At 36.3% G+C, this 20,649-nt stretch carries 14 protein-coding genes and 2 pseudogenes; 5 read left to right on the top strand and 11 right to left on the bottom strand.

Annotated elements, in window-relative coordinates; all coding sequences use genetic code 11:
* Window positions 1-2 precede the first annotated feature (2 nt).
* The 3 genes and pseudogenes from H5J24_RS25220 to H5J24_RS25210 all read left to right on the top strand — a co-directional run bounded on the left by H5J24_RS25220 (window position 3) and on the right by H5J24_RS25210 (window position 2,034).
* Window positions 3-383 carry an ApeI family dehydratase gene (locus tag H5J24_RS25220; protein WP_082810961.1) on the top strand — a complete coding sequence of 127 codons (381 nt, stop codon included), beginning with the start codon at window positions 3-5 and terminating at the stop codon, window positions 381-383.
* A complete protein-coding gene (locus tag H5J24_RS25215; RefSeq protein WP_068939282.1) occupies window positions 380-856 on the top strand; it encodes a hypothetical protein in 477 nt (158 codons plus the stop codon). Before H5J24_RS25220 ends, H5J24_RS25215 begins: the two co-directional genes overlap by 4 nt.
* 4 nt (window positions 857-860) lie before the next feature.
* Window positions 861-2,034: pseudogene (locus tag H5J24_RS25210) on the top strand (DUF2062 domain-containing protein).
* Window positions 2,035-2,072: 38 nt separating this feature from the next.
* On the opposite strand, the gene H5J24_RS25205 reads toward H5J24_RS25210, so the two are convergent.
* The 7 genes from H5J24_RS25205 to flxA form a co-directional block, all read right to left on the bottom strand.
* Window positions 2,073-3,749 carry a C45 family autoproteolytic acyltransferase/hydrolase gene (locus H5J24_RS25205; protein ID WP_185124640.1) on the bottom strand — a complete coding sequence of 559 codons (1,677 nt, stop codon included), beginning with the start codon at window positions 3,747-3,749 and terminating at the stop codon, window positions 2,073-2,075.
* Window positions 3,750-3,774: 25 nt separating this feature from the next.
* Window positions 3,775-5,292: a phytoene desaturase family protein gene (locus tag H5J24_RS25200; RefSeq protein WP_068939276.1), complete on the bottom strand. Its 1,518-nt coding sequence runs from the start codon at window positions 5,290-5,292 to the stop codon at window positions 3,775-3,777.
* Window positions 5,293-5,467: 175 nt separating this feature from the next.
* Window positions 5,468-6,355, bottom strand: a complete 888-nt coding sequence (locus tag H5J24_RS25195) for a lysophospholipid acyltransferase family protein (RefSeq protein ID WP_068939274.1) — start codon at window positions 6,353-6,355, stop codon at window positions 5,468-5,470.
* A 106-nt stretch (window positions 6,356-6,461) separates the two neighbouring features.
* Window positions 6,462-6,716, bottom strand: a complete 255-nt coding sequence (locus H5J24_RS25190) for an acyl carrier protein (protein ID WP_034692469.1) — start codon at window positions 6,714-6,716, stop codon at window positions 6,462-6,464.
* Window positions 6,717-6,720: 4 nt separating this feature from the next.
* Window positions 6,721-7,941, bottom strand: coding sequence for a beta-ketoacyl-[acyl-carrier-protein] synthase family protein (locus H5J24_RS25185; RefSeq protein WP_068939272.1), 1,221 nt, complete (start codon window positions 7,939-7,941; stop codon window positions 6,721-6,723).
* 1 nt (window position 7,942) lies between these two features.
* Complete coding sequence (gene flxB, locus H5J24_RS25180) at window positions 7,943-8,674, bottom strand: flexirubin biosynthesis SDR family reductase FlxB (protein WP_068939269.1); 732 nt, start codon at window positions 8,672-8,674, stop codon at window positions 7,943-7,945.
* 78 nt (window positions 8,675-8,752) lie between these two features.
* Window positions 8,753-10,273 (bottom strand): flexirubin biosynthesis tyrosine ammonia-lyase FlxA, encoded by a 1,521-nt coding sequence (flxA, locus tag H5J24_RS25175; RefSeq protein WP_068939267.1) that lies wholly within the window; start codon window positions 10,271-10,273, stop codon window positions 8,753-8,755.
* A gap of 97 nt (window positions 10,274-10,370) precedes the next feature.
* Here flxA and H5J24_RS25170 point away from each other — a divergent pair.
* A pseudogene (locus H5J24_RS25170) lies at window positions 10,371-11,619 on the top strand (NAD(P)/FAD-dependent oxidoreductase).
* A gap of 34 nt (window positions 11,620-11,653) precedes the next feature.
* Here the strand turns inward: H5J24_RS25170 and H5J24_RS25165 are convergent.
* The 4 genes from H5J24_RS25165 to H5J24_RS25150 all read right to left on the bottom strand — a co-directional run bounded on the left by H5J24_RS25165 (window position 11,654) and on the right by H5J24_RS25150 (window position 16,880).
* Entirely contained in the window at window positions 11,654-12,256 is a 603-nt protein-coding gene (locus H5J24_RS25165) for a hypothetical protein (RefSeq protein WP_068939263.1), read from the bottom strand.
* A 78-nt stretch (window positions 12,257-12,334) separates the two neighbouring features.
* Window positions 12,335-13,627, bottom strand: a complete 1,293-nt coding sequence (flxY, locus tag H5J24_RS25160) for a flexirubin biosynthesis putative acyl-CoA ligase FlxY (RefSeq protein WP_068939261.1) — start codon at window positions 13,625-13,627, stop codon at window positions 12,335-12,337.
* 85 nt (window positions 13,628-13,712) lie between these two features.
* Window positions 13,713-15,398: a M23 family metallopeptidase gene (locus H5J24_RS25800; RefSeq protein WP_068939258.1), complete on the bottom strand. Its 1,686-nt coding sequence runs from the start codon at window positions 15,396-15,398 to the stop codon at window positions 13,713-13,715.
* A gap of 261 nt (window positions 15,399-15,659) precedes the next feature.
* A complete protein-coding gene (locus H5J24_RS25150; protein ID WP_068939257.1) occupies window positions 15,660-16,880 on the bottom strand; it encodes an IS4 family transposase in 1,221 nt (406 codons plus the stop codon).
* Between the two features lie 318 nt (window positions 16,881-17,198).
* On the opposite strand from H5J24_RS25150, the gene ileS reads away from it, so the two are divergent.
* Window positions 17,199-20,594: an isoleucine--tRNA ligase gene (gene ileS / locus H5J24_RS25145; RefSeq protein ID WP_068939255.1), complete on the top strand. Its 3,396-nt coding sequence runs from the start codon at window positions 17,199-17,201 to the stop codon at window positions 20,592-20,594.
* The last annotated feature ends 55 nt before the right edge of the window (window positions 20,595-20,649 follow it).

Genomic DNA, 20,649 nt, shown 5'->3' with positions numbered 1-20,649 from the left:
TCATGCAGACCATTCTTACAGACTTTTATACTTTAACATCATACGAAAAAACAGAAAACGGAGGTTTCATGGCTCATATCCATTTAAATAAGGATCATGATATTTTCAAGGGACATTTCCCTGGAAATCCTGTAACTCCCGGAGTTTGTATGATGCAGATCATTAAAGAACTGACAGAAGAATTTACAGGCTCAAAATTATTTTTAAAAACAGCATCGAATATAAAGTTCATGGCAATTATCAACCCTTTTGAGACTCCTGATCTGAAACTTCAGCTTGATATTGCAGAAGATGGTGAAGATGTTAAAGTAAAAAATGTAAGCTCTTTTGGCGAGACTATTGCATTGAAACTGTCTGTAAGCTATAAAAAATTAATGTCATGAAACTTATCTTATCCTTCGTAGCGGCATTTTTATTTTTCTTTCAGTCTGATCTCGATGCCCTGAGAAACAGCTATGCCAAGGCCAATGAATCAAGTGCCAATACCTCAAATTTTATTGAAGTTGCAGAGAAACAATCAGGTTCTGATGCGGTAACTTTAGGCTATAAAGCAGCGGCCAAAATTATGGAAGCCAAAGTATCTAAAGGCAACAGAAAATCGCTGGTAAAAACGGGAGCAACTAATCTTGAAGGCATCATCAAGAGCAATCCTAATAATGCAGAATTGCGTTTAATCAGGCTAAGTGTTCAGGAAAACATCCCTAAAATTGTGGGGTACAGAGGAAGCTTAAAAGATGACAAAGCATTTCTTCTGAACAATTACAGCAAACAGAATACTGCTTTAAAAAACTATATCAAAAGGTTTGCAATGCAGTCCAAAACAATGACCGAGGCGGAAAAAGCCACTTTAAAATAAAAACATGTCCCTTGCTGAAGTACAAAATGCAATTTCTGAAAGGAAAATCTGCGTTTTAATACCTACTTATAATAATGAGAAGACCCTGAAAAGGGTAATTGACGGTGTTTTAGATTACACCGAAAGTATTATTGTGGTTAATGACGGCTCCACCGATTCCACCCCTCAGATTTTGAGCCAATACCCACAGATCACGATAATCTCCTTACCTGAGAACAAAGGAAAAGGAAATGGGCTTAAAACAGGTTTCAGAAAAGCAAAACAGCTAGGTTATGACCATGCCATCACAATTGATTCTGACGGGCAGCATTATCCGGATGATATTCCCGTATTTGTAGATGCCCTTCTTCAGGAAAATAAAGACGTTCTTCTGATTGGAAACAGAAATATGTCTCAGGACGGAATTCCAAAGAAAAGCAGTTTCGGAAATCGATTTTCTAATTTCTGGTTCTGGTTTGAAACCGGAGTTAAACTGGAAGATACACAATCCGGATATAGGCTTTATCCTTTGCATAAAATTCCAAAAAAATATTTTACCCCTAAGTTTGAATTTGAAATCGAGATCATTGTAAGAACTGCCTGGAGGCATGTTCCTGTAAAGAACATTCCTATCAAAGTTCTATATGATCCTGCAGAACGCGTTTCTCACTTCAGACCCTTTAAAGATTTCACCAGGATCAGTATTCTGAATACAATTTTGGTCACCATCACCCTATTCTACATTATTCCGAGGAACTTCGTGAATAATTTCAAAAAAAAAAAGCTTTAAAAGATTCATAAAGGAAGATGTCCTGGAAAGCGATGGAAGTAACCGTACAAAAGCCTTTTCCATTGCACTTGGAGTCTTTATAGGTCTTTCTCCTTTTTGGGGGTTTCAGACTTTGCTTGTTATCAGTTTATCGGTCCTATTCAAACTGAATAAAGTGCTGGCATTTGTAGCGTCCAATGTGAGCTTACCTCCTTTCATTCCTTTTATCATTGCAGCGTCCTTATTTTTGGGAGCACCATTTGTAGATGGAGACAGCAATCTCCTGAGCCAGGATCTTAACTTTGAATTGATTAAAAATAATCTGCTTCAATATGTAATCGGAAGCTTTATCTTGAGCACGACCTTATCTGCGGCGGCTGGAATAGGCACTTTTCTTTTCCTGAATAAGCTGAACCCGGAGAATAATTAAGCTAAAAGAAAAGCCCTGAAAATGTTCTTGAGCTATAATTACTTGTTAATTTTTTTATTGGTTTTATAAAGATATTTCTCAACCATCTTCCGATCCGGAACAGTGGTTATTTCTTTAGTAAGAGCCTTTTCAAATTCTATTTTTGCCTCGGAATATTCTTTTTTGTGATAATAATATTTTCCGCTCAAAAAATAGACTTTCCAGAAATCAGGATTCAAAGATTGATAATAAGGAAAAAAGCCATCTGTAAATGCAATATCCCGACCCTCTGCAGCTTCATTAATCTCTTTGCTCAGCATCCTGGAGACTTCATAATTTTCAAACTCTTCAGAATCTGCAAAGGGATCACGTGGAATATTCATTTCTGATTTTGAAAAATCATTAGGCTTTAAAATCTTATCTGAGAATATTTCATTGAGGTCATAGCATACAAATTCTCCAAGCTGATAAGGATTGGAAGATACCCAAACCAGCTTCTTTTCAGGAGAAAATATAACGGCATGGTGGGCCAATAGCTGGTTTAATGCTTTTTCATTTCCATAGCCAATGCTTTTATCCTTTAAACCTGATCTATTTCTTAAAATAGATGCCATTTTCTCAGGGGTCAGCTTTTTTTCATCCTGTAAGAGTTCCTGAAGTTTTTCATAACGGTATTCTGAGTGGCTTTCTTTGATCTGTTTCTCATTTCTTTTATCATCTTGATACGCCTCAGATTGAAAATGATTGGTACAAAGCACTCTGCTGGTATTCTGAACCCTGTAAACGCCAAAGTTTTTTGGTGAAACTTCAATAATGACAGCATTCTTATCATGGGCACTTCCCACTAAGATGGATTCCGAAACAAAAACCTTTCTCTTTTTCGCAATGGCAATGGCTTCTTCTATGTTTTTAGCATATTGTAAAATTTCTCTTGTCACCAGGGAAATTGGCGTTTTTGCTGTCAAAGGAATTCTTGATTTCCCCGCATTGATGGTTACGGTTATTCCTTCTTTATTCATTCCTGAAACCACGCCTATCATTCCCGGCCAGCTTACAGACATGTAAGGAATACCTTCTTCGGGCTCCACGAATTCAACCAGTTTATTTTGAGCAAACTCGTCTCCTATATAAAAATCAAAGTTTCTTCCGATCAGCATATCTCCGTCTTCTGTATTTTCGTTCCAGACCGCCAGAGAAGTGCAGCCCACCATCGCCAGATCCTGCATGGCATGTCCAATATCATGAGCACCATGTAAATAAAGATTTCTCAGATATCTGGGAGCAATAAAATCATACTGGTCTGACGAATATTGTGACAATCCATATAATTCTGCCTGATAATCTTCCCTTACATTCAGATACATCTTACGGTTATACCACTTTAAGAAGGTATTTAAAAGCTTCTGTTTAAATTTTGAAGGAACAAAGCCTTCTACTTTGGAGAAGAAGATTTTCTCCTGTTTCTGCATCAGATCCTGAGTTAATGCTCCATTGTTGTATCCTAGTTGTAATGGATTTCCTTTAATATAAAGCTCCCAGAGCTGCTGTTTATTTTTAGTAAGAAAATTCTGATTATAGCTGAACGTACTGTCGTTGATCTTTTTAACCCTCGGAATTTCCAGGGAATATTGTTTTACATCAGGAAGATGATGAACAGATTTAGACACCCCGCACGCGCTCAGGAGAAAGGAAAAAAGGGAATATATGAAGAACCTTTTGTATGATAGGGTATGGATCTTAGTTCTTTTCACGGTTTGTTTATTAGGTCATTGGGTCCAAACGGCTGTCAATAGTTTCTTTTCCCAGAATTTCAGCACAGGTATTAAATGCACCGATGGTTACTCCTAAAATGCCATGCATATTTACAGATTGGCCTGTAAGAAACAGGTTATCGATTTTTGTACGGGGAGAAACCATGGTTTTAAGAGGATTGTCTGAGTTTTTCATATAACCGTACATATTTCCTTCAAAACTTCCGATATAATCGCGGTAAGACAGCGGTGAAGAGGTGTATATCTGCTGAATGGCGTGCCTTAAATCAGGAATTCTCTTTTCCAGGGCATCAATCATTTTTTCAGTCTTTTCCAGCTTGAATTTTTCATACTGTTTTCCTCTTTCATGTTCGTCCGCAACTGTATTAACGGTATTTTCCCATTGTTTCACCTCATCAAAATCCATATAAGAAATAGCCGTAAGACTTTCTGCAAATTCAGAGTGATGCTTTGATGGTGTAGATGAAAGCATATAGGTTTCCGGCCAGGCTTCTTTATCGTAGTGATAAGCATTCCAAACCTGATCTTCAGAGGAATAATGATAGATATTGTAATTAAAATTCGGTAAGCATTTGGGTTTTAAAACAAGATAAACACTGAAGCAGGATGAGACCGGCTTCCAACTTAACACCCTGTTCAGAAAAGATTTTTTCAACCTTTCTTCTCCAATCAGTTTAATAGTGGAACGTATTTCAATATTGGAAATAAACTGCTTGGCGGCATATTCTTTTCCTGATCTTGTTTTTACAGAAGTCAGCGTATTATTTTCATTAAAAATAAATTCAGAAACTTCTGAATGCTTGTGAACTTCGGCTCCGTACTGACGAAGCTTTCGGATCAGCAATTTGGATATCTGACTTCCTCCTTTTATACATTTATAAGCACTTTGTATGTAAGAATTCACTGTTAGAGCATGCACATAAAAAGGAACCTTTTCAGAATCTCCGGCATACAGAAAATTAGAACCTAATAAAACTGCCTGAAGGGTTTTATTCTGTGTCACAGATTCTATAAATCTTTTGGTATTTAAATGCAGGATTTCTTCATTGTAATTATCCTTTCCTACCACATGATATCTTGGAAACTGACTACATACATACTGAATTTCTTCACAATAGTTTTCAAGATTTTCTTTTTCTTCAGGAAAATAAACAGATAACTGTTCTACAAAGTTTTGGTAGCCTTGAGCATGTGGATATTTAACATCACTATCACCAAAGGAAATTCTGTCATATCCATCTTCATCCATTTTTTGAAGTTCCAGATCCTCCATAATCTCCAGGTAGGAGAAAAAGCGATTCAGATTCTGACCTTTTGAAAGACCTCCTAAATAGTGAACTCCAGTATCAAAAATGAGCTTATCTCTTGAAAAAGTTTGTAGATTTCCGCCATACTGATTGTTTTTTTCCAACACGCAAACTTTCAGGCCTTCTTTCGCCAAAATAAGAGCCGAAACAAGACCTCCCAATCCGCTGCCGATTACAAGTATGTCATATTCTTTTTTCAAAAGAGAGTGTGCTTTTTAAATTAAGAGATTGGGAATTTAAGAAATTCAGATATCATCTTCTTATTACAATATAGTAAAATCCTATTTAAACAATATCATTTTTAAATTTCAGTTCCTCAATATTCCTTAGTGATTATGAGTTTTATGATTAGTTTAGGGGATAAAAATAGAAAAATTAATCAATATCATCCCAAAAGTCGAAATAATTAAACCATTGGAGCGGATATTTTTTCACCATGGTTTCAAGATTTTGAACATAGGATTGTAATAGTCCCTGAGAATCTCTGTTTTTGATATTCTGAGCAACTCTTGCGTATAAATGGTAATGAAGATTTTTCTCTTTCATCACATAAACATAGACAACAGGTACGCCCAATCGGGAGGCAATCAAAAACGGACCTGCCGGAAATTTGGCACTTTTTCCTAAAAGATCAGCTTCCAGGAATTTTGAACCTTCAAAATAACGGTCTCCGGTAAAGCAGATGAGTTCATTATTCGATAAAGCCTGATTGATCTCAAAGATATGCGACATATCTTCTTTCACATAAATAAATTTGATATTGCTCTTTTTTACGGAAACACTTTCCAGATATTCCTTGATGACAGTGACTTCCTGATCCGTGGTTACCAGATTGATCTGGCAGTCAAAATCAATATCTGCAAAGAAATGTTCTGCTACTTCAAAATTTCCGATGTGGGCACTGATAAGGACTCCACCTTTTTTAGCAGCCAGAAGGTTTCTCAGGTTTTCAATACCGTCAAATTCGTAGGTATATTTCTCTCTCAATCCGGCCGAAATTGTTGTTTTATCAATCAGAACCTGCCCGAAAGTAAAATAACTCTTAAAGATAGAACGTTTAGCCTTCCAATAGTTCAGATTCAGTCTTTTCTGAAAATAATAGAGAATGTATTGGTTGCTTTCTTTCTGAAACAGAACGTAATAAGCAGCCACAAAGTACAATACAAAATATGAACTTCTGATTCCGATATTTCTAATGCACCAGACGAATATCCTGTAGCCAAGAACTGTCCCTTTAGATTTACCTTTCCACTTGTTGTCCATAAATACAGTTTACCAATATAAAAGATACCAATGTAACAATATCTTTGAGTTTCCTCTTTTCTATTATTACATTGGTATATTGTAAGGAATATAGATTACTTAATTACTACGCGTTTTTCTCCGCGATCTTATGTTCAATCGTTGTATAGAAATCATCAAATGTTACCATTTTTTTGAAGTCTGCTTCTCCTAATTTCACTCCGAAATTGGATTCAATCACTACGACCATGTCAATATAATCTAAACTGTCTAGTCCCAGTGTATTTTTAAGGTTGGCATCATTACTGATTTCATCTCCGTCAACTTCAAATTCGTTAACCAGAAAATCATTAACAATAGCAACAATTTTTTCCCTTTCCATGTTTTTAATCAAATTTTTTAACTATTAGTGCAGAATTGGTTCCCCCGAACCCAAAAGAATTCGACAAAAATACATCAATTTTTTGATTTTTCGTTTTAGAGACTAAATTTATCTTTTGCGCCTCATTATCAGGATTTTCCAAGTTAATATTTGGAGCTACAAAATCATTCTGCATCATCAGAATGGAGTAGATAACTTCACTTGCACCGGCCATCCAGCACTCGTGTCCTGTCATGGATTTCGTAGAACTTACCGGAACTTCACTTCCAAAAATCTCATAAATGGCTTTGGCTTCATTAGCATCCCCAATAGGAGTTGAAGTAGCGTGAGCATTGATATAATCGATATCTGAGGCTTGTAAACCTGACTGTTTCAAAGCTCTGTCCATTGCTAAGGCTGGTCCATCCACATTTGGAGTTGAAATATGTCCTCCGTTGGATGAAAAACCATATCCTATGATTTCAGCAATAATAGGAGCTCCTCTTCTTTGAGCAGACTCTAAACTTTCAACAATTAAAGAAGCGGCTCCTCCACTAGGAATTAGCCCATCCCTGTCAGCATCAAAAGGCCTTGAAGCTTTTGTAGGCTCGTCTTCTCTTGCTGAAAAAACACCTAATCCATCAAAACTGGCCATAGAATATTTGTTCGTTTCCTGAGCACCACCACAGATAATCATGTCCTGAAAACCGTTCTTAATCATCATATAAGCAAGCCCCAAAGAGTGTGAACCACTTGCACAGGCAGCACTGATGGTAAGATTGATCCCTTTTAGTTTAAAAATAGTAGAAAGGTTCATGGTTACTGTTGAATTCATTGATTTAAAGATCGCTCCCGATCCCATCAATGTAGTATCTTTCTTTTCCCTTGCAATATCGATAGATTCTACGACAGCTTGGGAAACACTATCGTTTCCGTATAGGATCCCAACTTCATGAGTATCTAAAAAGGTTTCATCAAGATTAGCCTGCTTCAGAGCATCAAGGGTGGCAAGATAAGCGTATTCACTTTCTTCACCCATGCTTACGCGCTGACGTCTGTTCAAAAGATTTTTTAAATCAGGTTTCGGAACTACCCCTGTAAGACCTGATCTGAAACCGAATTCTTTTCTATCCTGATGTAAGACGATACCGGATTTTCCTTGATATAGGGATTCCCTGACCTCTTCTAAAGATGTCCCGATGCAGGAATAAATTCCCATTCCGGTAATTACAACCCTATTTTCCATCTTATGAATAAATTCCGCCGTTAATATTAATTACTTCTCCTGTAATGTATGAAGATTTTCTGGAAGCTAAAAACGCTACAAGATCTGCCACTTCTTCTGCTTCTCCAAATCGGTTGGCAGGAATCATTGCTTTCAGTTCTTCTTCATTGAATTCCTGAGTCATATCTGTTTTAATAAACCCTGGTGCTACTGCATTTACCGTAATATTTCTCTTCGCAACTTCCTGAGCAAGGGCTTTTGTAGCCCCTACTAAAGCTCCCTTTGCAGCTGAATAGTTGGTTTGGCCTGCTGTTCCTTTTACTCCTGATACTGAAACCATATTGATAATTCTTCCATATTTGTTACGAAGTAATTTTTGAATAAAGAAATTAGTAACATTAAAGAATCCGTCCAAACTGGTATTGATGACACTACTCCAGTCTTCTTTCTGCATCCACATAAAAAGACCGTCTCTTGTAATTCCAGCGTTATTAACGATTACTTCTACCATCGCCTCAGCATTATTTTCCTGCCAGGCTGTTAATACCTGCTGTACTTCTTCAGTATTTCCTACATCAAACTTAAGGATTTCTCCTGTAGCTCCCTGTTCTTCTACTTTAGCCAAAGTTTCCTTTGCTGCCGCTTCATTGGAAGTGTAGTTAATGAGTATATGGTAGTTTTTCTCTTCAGCCAGTTTTATACAGATTGCTCTCCCGATCCCTCTGGAGCCACCTGTTACAATTGCACATTTCATGCGTTAGTGTTTATTTTGTTTTAGTTTTTTAAGTTACCTTGTTTTTCTTTTTTAAAGACAATTAATTACTGCTAATAATTACATTGACTTTAAATATTTCTTCACTTCTTCCAAATAAGGATACATCACCATATCATCTGAGAAAGCAGGAATTATTTTTCTGATTGCATCATACAATTCTTTTGTAGAGGATGAAACCTCATTCTGGAAACCAAGATATTCAATAGCCTGAATGATGGTAATCGCTTCAATAGCCAATACTTCAAAAGCATTCTCAATAACCTTTCTGCAGATCACCGCTGCATTCGTTCCCATGCTTACGATATCCTGATTGTCATTATTATTCGGAATACTATGAACATACATAGGGTTAGACAACATCTGGCTTTCTGCCGTAGTGGAAGTTGCTGTAAACTGCACTCCCTGCATCCCGAAATTGAAACCTAATTTACCTAAATTTACAAAAGGTGGCAAAATTTCGTTGATTTTTGCATTTAAAAGATAGTTCAACTGTCTTTCTGCAAGCATGGTAAGTTTTGTCACCACAATTTTCAGCTTATCCATTTCCAAAGAGATGTAGTCACCGTGGAAATTTCCACCATGATAAACGTGCTGATCTTCAACATTGATGATTGGGTTATCATTCGCAGAGTTAATCTCATTTTCAAGAACCTTCTCAGTATACTCCAATGTATCTAATACCGGTCCTAAAATCTGCGGAACACATCTTAAAGAATAATATTCCTGTACTTTTTCCTTGAAAACTTTTTCCTGTTCTTCAAAGTGGGTATATAAATGGTCTTCTCTTTTTCTGATTAACTTACTATCAGCAAGGTGTGCACGCATTCTCTCCGCTACTTTTTGCTGGCCGTAATGTCTTTTTGTACCATTTAAGGTTTCTGAGAAATGATCGTCATAGGCCTGAACAACCTCGTTGATGGCACAAGAAAGTTTAATGGAAATATCTGTCAGCTGATTTGCTTTATAAGCATTTACAATACCAATTCCTGACATTACGGAAGTTCCGTTCATCAAAGCAAGCCCTTCACGAATTTCAACCTTTATCGGTTCTAGTCCTTCTGTTTCAAAAACCTCCTTGGTAGACTTTCTTTCTCCTTTATAAAATACCTCTCCTTCTCCAATCAATACCAAAGCAAGGTGAGCTAACTGAACAAGATCACCGCTTGCTCCTACTCCGCCATGTTCAAAAATTAATGGAATAATATCTCTGTTGATCAATTCCCTAAGAAGATAAATAACAGATTCATGCACTCCTGAATTTCCTAATGATAAGGTATTCATTCTCGCCAGCATACAGGCTTTCACTTCCTGGGCAGGCAAAGGATTTCCAATTCCGGAAGAATGGCTTCTGATAAGGTTATACTGAAGCTGGTGTGTATCCTCATCACTGATCTTGAATTGAGCCATGGGCCCAAAACCGGTGTTCACACCATATATTACTTTATTTTTTGAAAATTTCTTTAAAAACTGAAAACTTGTATTCACTCTTGATACAAGTGATTCATCCAGTTCTATTTTTTCATTTCCAATGATAATTTTTTGAAAGTCTTTCAGTTCTAAAAAGTTATTTATTTTCATCAATTAAAAGTAATAGTTGATAATTTTGTAAATATTAATTAATTGTCACTAATTTTGCGGCAAAGATAAAAGTTATTATTAAAATAAAAAATCAAAGATGAGCAAAGAATTTGTTGACGTTCTTGTAATCGGAGCCGGGCCCTCCGGATGCGTATCTTCTTCGTACTTAAAGAACAATAACGTCAGCGTAAAAGTTGTCGAAAAGACAAAATTCCCAAGACTGGTAGTCGGTGAAAGCTTAATTCAAGGGTAATGGACCACTTTGATGAGGCCGGATTGTTCCCTGCTTTGGATAAAATGGGCTTTGAAAAAAACTGGGAGCACGTTTTCTTCGTGGCGATGAAGTCTGCATTTTTGATTTTAGCAATAAATTCGGGGAAGGCTGGGACTGGACCTGGCAGGTTCCGAGAGCTGACTTTGATAATACTTTGGCTCAGGAAGTCATTAACAAAGGAGTTGATCTTGAATTTGAAACGGAAGTTATCGACATTAAATTTGACGGAACAGATTCAATTACCACGGTAAGAACTAAAGATGGAGAAACAAAAGAGATTCATGCAAAATTCGTGATTGATTCAAGTGGTTACGGAAGAGTTTTACCTCGTTTACTAGATCTTGAAAAACCATCCAAATTATCTCCACACTCTGCTATTTTCTCGCACGTAAAAGATCTTAACAGAGAATCAGGTGAAGAAGGGACTTTAATTTCTTTTGATATTATTGAAACCGAAGTATGGCTTTGGGTCATTCCTTTTTCTAACGGAAATACAAGTTTAGGAATTGTAGGACCTACTGAATATATCGACAAATTATCCGAAAATGGAGATACTACTGAAGCTTTAAGAAAAGCAATTTCTCTTTCTGATTATTATGTAAAACGTTTTGGTGATGTAGAGTTTCTTTTTGAACCAAAACACCTGAAAGATTATTCATGTTCTGTAAAAAGCTTATTTGGAGACGGATTTGCTCTAACCGGAAATGCATCAGAATTCCTTGATCCTGTTTTTTCTTCAGGAATGGCTTTCGCTACAGAATCAGGAATGGTTGCCGCTAAACTGGCATTAAGACAGCTGAATGGTGAGAAAATTAACTGGCAAACGGAATACTCAGACTATATTTTATATGGTGTAGATGTCTTCACTACTTATGTAAAGGAATGGTATACCGGAAATCTCCAGGAATTATTCTTCCACCAACCGGAAAACCCGGATGTAAAGAAAAAGATATGTGCTGTATTGGCCGGATATGTCTGGAATAAAGACAATCCTTTTGTGAAAAAGCATGATACGGTAATTAAAAATCTTGCCAACCTCATCAAACTGGAGAAAGAGCAAACCCAAGAATAATAAAAAACGGTCTGAAAATTCAGACCGTTTTTTGTTATTTTATAACTTCTTTAATTTTTTTTCCTAAATACTTTCCTGTTTGTTCGTAAGCTCCTGCAATTCTACCATATTCCATAACGAAATCCTTATTTTGTGGTTTTCCAAGAACTTTATCTCCTTTAAGCTTCATCACCACATTTGAAGGATTATCTGTTTCTACAAAAGTTAGCTCAGATGTTAATTTAGCTTCCTGCCCTATCAATCCACCATGCCATCCTGCATAGACCCATTTAGCATCAACAATGAGTGTATACTTAGCATGAGTATCTTTTTTGAAAGCAATTTTTTTAGACTTCCTGTTAATTCCTTTCAGAAAATAATCTAAATATTCTGTGCTTTTAAACTTATCCCATTCTCTAATCCATTTTCCCCAGGCTTCTTCACTCTTTTTAGCGATGGTTTCTGCTTTCCTTTTTTCCAGATATTGGGTTTCAGTATAGTTCTCCACCTGAAAAGCTACATTTTCAAATTTCACCTGAACATTTACTTCCGTCTGATCCTTTAAAAAATCAAAATTTCCAGATTCAACATTAATTTGATCCTGAGCAAAGGTTACCACTCCCATTACCATAAAGACCAACAATAATAATTTTCTCATAATTTAGTTACCAGTTCTTTTTATTAAGTGCACAAAGATATTATAAAAAGAGAGGTTTATTCACTCTTATTTTTAATTTCATCTTAAATCGATAAAGGTAATTGGTTTTCTGCTGTTTGGATTAAAAACGGTTTTAGACAGAATATCAAAATCTATGATTTCAATTTTCGGACTTACCCTTAATTTTGCACGGAAATGGTCTCTTACTTCATTGACGAAATTTTCATGTTCCTGGTCTGTACTTAATTTGATAATGATTTCATCCAGTCCGATTTCATTAGCCTGAATCACAATCTGGTAACACAGAATATTATTAAAATCATTCAGAATATCATTCATAGCAGGTGGGTACAATGTCGTTCCTTTATATTTGATCATCTGCTGCTTTCTTCCAATCACCGGCCCCAACCGCAGTGTATTCCTTCCACATTGACATGGTTCGTAATGGGCTTTTACAATATCTCCTGTTTTAAACCTCAACAACGGAATAGCTTCTACTCCCAAGGTCGTAATCGTAAGTTCACCGCTTTCACCTTCTTTTACAATATTCCCTTCATCATCCAGAATTTCTGTAATAATCAGCTCAGGATGGTGATGGCCTCCGATTTGGAACTCACATTCTGTAAAAGCTGTACTCATTTCTGTAGACGCATAAGTAGAAAAAAGCTTAATATCCCATTTTTCTTTAATCTTCTGCGAGAGAATATTATCCGTAAAGTCCTGATTTTTGATACTTTCCCCAATACATACCGCTCCATAAACACTTGATTTCTTGTAGTCCAGACCACGTTTTTCGGCATAATCTATCATTTTCAGCAAAAACGAAGGTACAGTAATCAGGTATTTTGGTTTGTATCTGAAAATAGAGTCCCATTGCAACTCTGGAATTCCAGGTCCCATTCTGACAACACTTGCCCCCATTTTTCTTAATCCTAAAAAATAAGCAAGTCCGGCCATGAAACGTTTATCAATTGTAGTAATCATCTGCACTACATCTCCTTTTTGGATTCCTGCACAGGCAAAAGATATGGCTTCATTGTAGGCCAACCTTTCCAGATCGCCATCAGACAAGCCGAAAGTTACCGGATCTCCTAAAGTTCCTGAAGTAGTACTATAGTCTACAATCTTATCTGGAGTGATACAGAAAAAATCGTGATTATACTGCTGCAGATCATTCTTTGTTGTAACAGGAATTTTCTGCAGATCTTCCAGGGTACTGATTTCCTCAATATTGATGTTTTTCTCTTTAAAAAGCCTCTGATAAAAAGGTGAGTTTTCTTCAAGATACGCCAGAAGCTGCTGAAGTTTTTCTTCCTGAAAAGCCTTTATTTCCTGAATACTCGATTTTTCGATGAACGGATGAAATTCCAATGATTATAATTTTTTAAAGGACAAATGTATTTAAATTTAAAGGATTGAAACAGTAAAAATCAAAAGATTATTCACCAACAATTATTTACCTCTGAAATGTAAAAGTCTGTGTATTCGTATTTCCTGCACTATTAATGGTAATTACTTTTAAAGTATGTGAACCGGAACCTTTTGGACATTTTTCATCAAATGCATAAACAAAATCGTTTTTTACACGGGCAAATCGCAGCCATTTCCCATCCAATTCTGCCCTGAATGAAACAATATCACCCACTTTTGTACTTCCTTTTAATCGTAAAGAACCACCGCTTACAGCCGCACCTTCTTTCCAACCTGAAGAAACTGATGGCAAGCTGCTATCCAGTATTAACTCTGCAGTACCCAATCTGTTGAACTGAGCTTCTGCCTGATCCCCATTCCATTTTGCTTTTACAGCATCCTTATCACTTCCATAATTGAACAAAACCACTACTTTATCTTTCTCGTCTTTGTTAAGTTTTCTGTTGGGTTTTACTTTCAAAGTATAATTATCCTGAACCGGAAGGTATGGATTCTGTAAAACAATGGTATTGGAAACAGCACTTCCATCCCCACTATTTTTTTCATACATACTAAAATTCACAGCATCATACATTGCATTTTTACTGAAGCTGATCTCTGCATTTTCAGTGGTTAACGTTTTCCCTTCATTAGGTAAAACCACTTTTCCGGAAGGAGAAATTCCGCTGCCTGTATTAGCTAACTGAACCTTTGTAGTCAGCTTGCTGGTATTTCCTTTTACATCTTTTAAAACAATTTCAATAGTATGAACATTCTCATCCTGAAGATTGATAATTCCTGACAGATTAGGTTCACTGTAATTCTGTAATTTCATTCCCGGCAATGTAGACAAATGCTGAATTCCTACTTTATCTCTAATAAATTTGGTATAATCTATACATCCATTCAGATAACGGGTATCATCATAACTTACCTTATCAATACTGAAACCATAGATTAACTTTCCATCCATTAATAATTCTGCTTTATAAATTCCAAGATTAAATCCCTGATTGGCTTTATCTACCGCTTTGATTCCAAAGCTTATCATCGGAGAATTAACTCTTACAACATCCGCAGCATATGTATTTCCTATTTTTTTAACAGCAATTGCATTAGCTCCGGGCTCATAGGTACTGAATCTGCGGTCATACCAATATAATCCACTGATAATGGGTGCCACAGAATCCGGAATATTAAATCCAAACAACAACGGGTTAAGACATTCTTCTGTTTTGGTATCTCTTATTTCAAAATGTAAGTGTGGACCTGCCGAACCTCCGGTATTTCCGCTCAAAGCAATAAGCTGGCCTTTGGTAACCGGAAACTGCCCTGGCTGAAATGTGATATCCTGTTCCCATTTTTCATCCTTGTACTGCTTCTCTTTTACATATTCATCAAGCTTATCAAAATATTTATTCAGATGGGCATACACCGTTGTAAAACCATTCGGATGGGTGATGTACACTGCATTTCCGAAACCATAGCGTTCCACTTTGATTCGGCTTACATAACCATCCGCAGCAGCCAATACCGATAAGTTTTCCTGACTGTTCGTCCTCAGATCCAATCCCATATGAAAATGGTTGGTTCTTACCGCTCCAAAATTGGCAGCCAGTTGCATGGGAATGTTGAGCGGATTACGGAAATAGTTCTGTGGGTAATTTTGAGCGTGTGTGATGATTGTATGGATTAAACAAATAGCAACCATCAGTTTGGAGAAGATTTTCATACAGCATTTGGGTTTAGTTCTACTTAAATATACGAGATTTCAAGCAATGATCGTGCTATTGTGCTGTTTCGGATTGGATGTTTTTTCTATTTTTAACCACGGATGGCACAGATTTTCACAGATGATGATGGATCAATCTGCGAAATCTGTATGATCTGCGAGAGATTATATTAAGTTTTGGCTAAAGCCAATGGTTTAATTTTTATTTTTCAAGCGGGCTAAAGCCTAGTGGTGGTCGGAAGAATATCCGACCATTTTATTTTAAGTTTTAAAAACTTTATCAGGATTTCCCCCTGCCCCTATTATTAATATAGATATGGCAAGGTTCCTTATCTCCATAGCAAATCTTCTTTTGGCTGTTTTATATCCTATATTATTTGCTTTTTTATAGATGAGAATGAGCATAGCTGTAATAAGAGTCATGTAAATCATTACTTCTATACCATTTTTATTGAGTGAAAGAAGATGACTAGCATGAAGTTCCTGTTTTAGAAATCTAAAAAACACTTCAATGTCCCATCTTTTCCGATAATAATCCGCAATATCTTTTGCAGAGATTTGAAAGTCATTGGTTAGAAACCAAAATTCTTTTTCAGGTTGCTGTTTGCTGCTTACTACAACCAATCTGAAATGTGTTTCAATTTGCTCCTCCTTATTATAAGTTTTCCCTTTTTGAGTTGGGACAGGTTTTGACGAATATAACTTTACTAAACTATCTTTTATGAGTACAATTTCTCCTAAGTCGATATTCTGATCTTTTTCAATAAAAGACTTTATTTCTTCATGTTTTCTATTTTCTTTAGATCTTATAACAAAAAACACCCCTTTATCATCAAATTCTTTCATTCTTTGGGCAGAACCCAATCCTTTATCTATAATATAAATATTGGCATGTTCTTTTTCTCTTTTCACATGTTGCAATACAGCTTCAGAAAGAGCATTATCTTCTGCACAGTATTTAGGAGTATTGTAAATTTCAACTCCGCAAGGAAGCAGCCCATCAAATAAGACACTATACTTAATAAATTTCTTACCTCCGTTTTGAGCAATGCCTTCCTTTAATTTTCCAGCTGCTTCACCAATAACAGTGCTATCTGTTCTGATTAGATCATATTTTTCTCTTTCTGCCGGGTTATAGGAATCACAGAACATATTATAGATACAATCGTAGATTTCTTTAAAGTATCTTGAATCGATTTTTGAAAGCCTCTCAGAAATAGAACTGCGTCTTACAGTTTCAGTTTCATCAAGATTGAATAAAGCCTTAAATACAGGATCTTTAAATGTGTCTTCCAGTGTTCGCTGGCTTAATTTTTCATTGCTGGTAATGGCAAATAACAGAAGATAAAACATCTTTCTGCCTTGAAGTACTTTAGAATAATGATCTACTTTGGTATTGGCTGAAAGATGAGATAAGAGGGCTTCAGGAATAAAGCTTAACAACTGGGAAACTGAAATTTTGTGCTCGCTAAAAATGGACATATTAATAAGTATACTTATCAAAGATAAAACTTAAGTAACCCAAAATGAAAATCGGAAGAAAAAATCTTCCGACCATCACTAGGCTAAAGCCCGCTTCTATTGAATTTTTCTTTGAATCGAAAGGGTTAAAAATCTTCAAGAAAGCTTAAAAAACATTCACTTATTTAAGGTTCATCATTGGCTTTTTAGATACTTCTTCATTTATATTTCTGAGATTGAAGTTTTTAATAGAAATTACCTACCAAAAACATATCTTATAAACCGACAAAATTCACTAAATTTGCAGACTTAATTAATCAACGAATTGAGATATTTACAATGAGCCAATTTAAAGAATACAAAAACCTCAACCTTATTGACGTAGCAGAGAATGTAGCGGAGTTTTGGAAACAGAATAAAACTTTCAATAAGAGCGTTGAGATTCGTCAGGGAAATCCTGAGTTTGTTTTTTATGAAGGTCCGCCTTCAGCAAATGGTATGCCTGGAATTCACCACGTAATGGCAAGAGCATTGAAGGATATTTTCTGCCGTTACCAGACGCAAAACGGGAAACAGGTTTTCCGTAAAGCTGGCTGGGATACGCATGGTCTTCCTGTGGAACTAGGTGTAGAAAAAGAATTAGGAATTACAAAAGAAGATATTGGCAAAAAAATCTCTATTGAAGATTATAATAAAGCTTGTCGTGAAGCTGTAATGCGTTATACCGATGTATGGAATAACCTTACAGAGAAAATCGGATATTGGGTAGACCTTGATGATCCGTACATTACGTACAAGTCAAAATATATGGAAACTGTTTGGTGGCTGTTGAAACAATTATACGACAAAAGCTTGTTGTATAAAGGATATACGATCCAGCCTTACTCTCCAAAAGCAGGAACAGGGCTTTCTTCTCACGAATTGAACCAGCCTGGAACGTATCGTGATGTTTCAGATACTACGGTGGTTGCTCAGTTTAAAGTGAAGAAAGATTCATCTGATTTATTCAACGATGTTGATGGAGATGTACATATCCTTGCATGGACGACGACTCCTTGGACGTTGCCTTCCAACACTGCACTAACAGTAGGTAGAGATATTGAATATGTTGTTGTTAAAACATTCAACCAATATACATTTGAGCCGGTAACCGTTGTATTATCAAGCGTTCTTTTATCTAAAGTATTCGGTAAGAAATATGCTGAAGGTACAGATGAAGATTTTGCTAATTATACTCCGGAAACTAAAGTAATTCCGTTCAGAATTTTAAAAGAATTTACTGGGGAAAAACTGGTTAACACAAGATATGAGCAATTAGTTCCTTGGTTTACACCAAACGATAATCGTGAGGATGCTTTCAGAGTGATTTTAGGAGATTTCGTTACAACAGAAGATGGTACAGGTATCGTACACACCGCTCCTACTTTTGGTGCTGATGATGCGAGAGTTGCTAAAATGGCTCAGCCTGAGATCCCGCCAATGTTGGTAAAGGATGAGAACGACAATCTTGTTCCATTGGTAGATTTACAGGGTAAATTCATCCAGGGTGAGAATGTTCCGGAAGTATTCTCAGGAAAGTATATCAAAAATGAATACTACGATGAAGGAACTGCTCCTGAAAAGTCATGGGATGTAGAATTGGCAATCTTGTTGAAAACAGAGAACAAAGCCTTCAAAGTAGAAAAATATGTCCACTCTTATCCACACTGCTGGAGAACTGACAAACCGGTATTGTATTACCCATTGGATTCATGGTTTGTGAAGATGACTGCTGTAAAAGACAGATTGGTTAACCTGAACAAAGAAATCAACTGGAAGCCAAAAGCTACCGGAGAAGGACGTTTTGCCAACTGGTTGGAAAATGTAAACGACTGGAACTTATCCCGTTCAAGATATTGGGGTATTCCATTGCCAATCTGGAGAACAGAGGATACGAAAGAAGAAAAGATCATTGGTTCTGTAGAAGAGCTTTACAACGAAATTGAGAAATCAATTGCAGCAGGATTAATGACTGAAAATCCATTCAAAGGTTTTGAGATAGGCAATATGTCTGAATCAAACTACGAATTGGTTGATCTTCACAAAAATGTAGTGGATAAAGTTGTATTGGTTTCTGATTCAGGAAAAGCAATGAAGCGTGAAAGCGATTTGATCGATGTTTGGTTCGATTCAGGTTCTATGCCTTATGCACAGTTGCACTATCCTTTTGAGAATAAGGAAATGATTGACAGCAACAAGGCATTCCCTGCAGACTTCATTGCAGAAGGTGTTGACCAGACTCGTGGATGGTTCTATACCCTTCATGCAATTGGAACTGCTGTTTTTGATTCTGTTGCTTATAAAAATGTAATGAGTAACGGTCTTGTCTTGGATAAAAACGGGCAGAAAATGTCTAAACGTTTAGGAAATGCAGTAGATCCATTCGAAACACTTTCTGTATACGGACCAGATGCTACCCGTTGGTATATGATCTCCAATGCAAACCCTTGGGAAAACCTGAAGTTTGATATCGAAGGAATTGATGAGGTAAGAAGAAAATTCTTCGGAACTCTTTACAATACCTATTCATTCTTCTCTTTATATGCGAATGTTGATGGTTTCAATTATTCAGAAAAAGAAGTGGAAAATCGTCCTGAAATCGACAGATGGATCCTTTCTGAACTGAACTTATTGATCAAGGAAGTAAAAGCATTCTATGAAGATTACGAACCAACAAGAGTTGCAAGAGCGATCAGCACATTTGTAAATGATAACTTGAGTAACTGGTATGTAAGATTATGCAGAAGACGCTTCTGGAAAGGAGATTATTCTGATGATAAGATCTCTGCTTACCAGACTTTATATACTTGTCTTGAAGTAGTAGCTAAATTATCAGCTCCTATTGCTCCATTCTTTATGGATCAGTTATATCAGGACTTAAATAAAGTAACAGGTAAAGAAAACTGTGAATCTGTACACCTTACAGACTTCCCGGTTGCTGATGAAAGCTTAATTGATCAGGATCTGGTTGAAAAAACGCACTTAGCGCAGAACATCACAAGTATGGTTTTCTCTTTAAGAAAGAAAGAAAACGTCAAAGTTCGTCAGCCGTTACAAAAAGTATTGGTTCCTGTATTGGATGCTAAAACAGAAGAGCAGATTCTTGCTGTTGCAGATCTTATCAAGCAGGAAGTAAACGTAAAAGAATTACAGTTAATTAATGCTGAAGAAGCATCACACTTAATTGTAAAACAGATAAAACCAAACTTCAAAGCTCTTGGACCTAAATTAGGAAAAGACATGAAGGTAGTTGGTGCTGAGATTGCTAATCTTACCACAGAACAAATTGCTGCTCTTGAAAAAGCAGGGAAACTGGATGTTCAGGGTTATGAGATCACGCTTGATGACGTGGAAATCTCTACGAAAGACATCCCTGGATGGACTGTAACTTCCGATGGTAAAACAACTGTGGCATTAGATTTGACGTTAACCGATGAATTAAAATCTGAAGGGATCGCAAGGGAATTCATTAACAGAATTCAGAACTTGAGAAAAGAGAAAGATTTCGAACTTACAGACAGAATTAATATCTCCATTGAAGAGAACTCACCATTCCTTGAAGATATTAAGAAAAATGAGGAATATATTTCTTCTGAGGTCTTGTCAAATAAAATAGAAATTGTATCTTCACTTTTAAATTTTAACGAAATCGAAATAGATGAAGTTAATTTTAAGATAAATGTCGAAAAAAATTAACATGTAGTTATAGTATTTCAAATTCCATTTCATAATTTTATTAAAAAAGAGAAAG

The sequence above is a fragment of the Chryseobacterium capnotolerans genome (genome assembly GCF_021278965.1).
GTDB lineage: Bacteria > Bacteroidota > Bacteroidia > Flavobacteriales > Weeksellaceae > Chryseobacterium > Chryseobacterium capnotolerans.
The sequence above is the reverse complement of the archived record's forward strand: the minus strand, read 5'-3'. Positions and strand labels throughout refer to the sequence as shown.

What these genes read in the sequence shown, in the direction of transcription:
- flxB (WP_068939269.1), bottom strand. Translation starts at nt 8,674, where the DNA reads ATGAAATGTGCAATTGTAACAGGTGGCTCCAGAGGGATCGGGAGAGCA.
- H5J24_RS25185 (WP_068939272.1), bottom strand. Translation starts at nt 7,941, where the DNA reads ATGGAAAATAGGGTTGTAATTACCGGAATGGGAATTTATTCCTGCATC.
- H5J24_RS25220 (WP_082810961.1), top strand. Translation starts at nt 3, where the DNA reads ATGCAGACCATTCTTACAGACTTTTATACTTTAACATCATACGAAAAA.
- H5J24_RS25165 (WP_068939263.1), bottom strand. Translation starts at nt 12,256, where the DNA reads ATGAGAAAATTATTATTGTTGGTCTTTATGGTAATGGGAGTGGTAACC.
- H5J24_RS25215 (WP_068939282.1), top strand. Translation starts at nt 380, where the DNA reads ATGAAACTTATCTTATCCTTCGTAGCGGCATTTTTATTTTTCTTTCAG.
- H5J24_RS25150 (WP_068939257.1), bottom strand. Translation starts at nt 16,880, where the DNA reads ATGTCCATTTTTAGCGAGCACAAAATTTCAGTTTCCCAGTTGTTAAGC.
- H5J24_RS25800 (WP_068939258.1), bottom strand. Translation starts at nt 15,398, where the DNA reads ATGAAAATCTTCTCCAAACTGATGGTTGCTATTTGTTTAATCCATACA.
- H5J24_RS25190 (WP_034692469.1), bottom strand. Translation starts at nt 6,716, where the DNA reads ATGGAAAGGGAAAAAATTGTTGCTATTGTTAATGATTTTCTGGTTAAC.
- H5J24_RS25195 (WP_068939274.1), bottom strand. Translation starts at nt 6,355, where the DNA reads ATGGACAACAAGTGGAAAGGTAAATCTAAAGGGACAGTTCTTGGCTAC.
- ileS (WP_068939255.1), top strand. Translation starts at nt 17,199, where the DNA reads ATGAGCCAATTTAAAGAATACAAAAACCTCAACCTTATTGACGTAGCA.
- flxA (WP_068939267.1), bottom strand. Translation starts at nt 10,273, where the DNA reads ATGAAAATAAATAACTTTTTAGAACTGAAAGACTTTCAAAAAATTATC.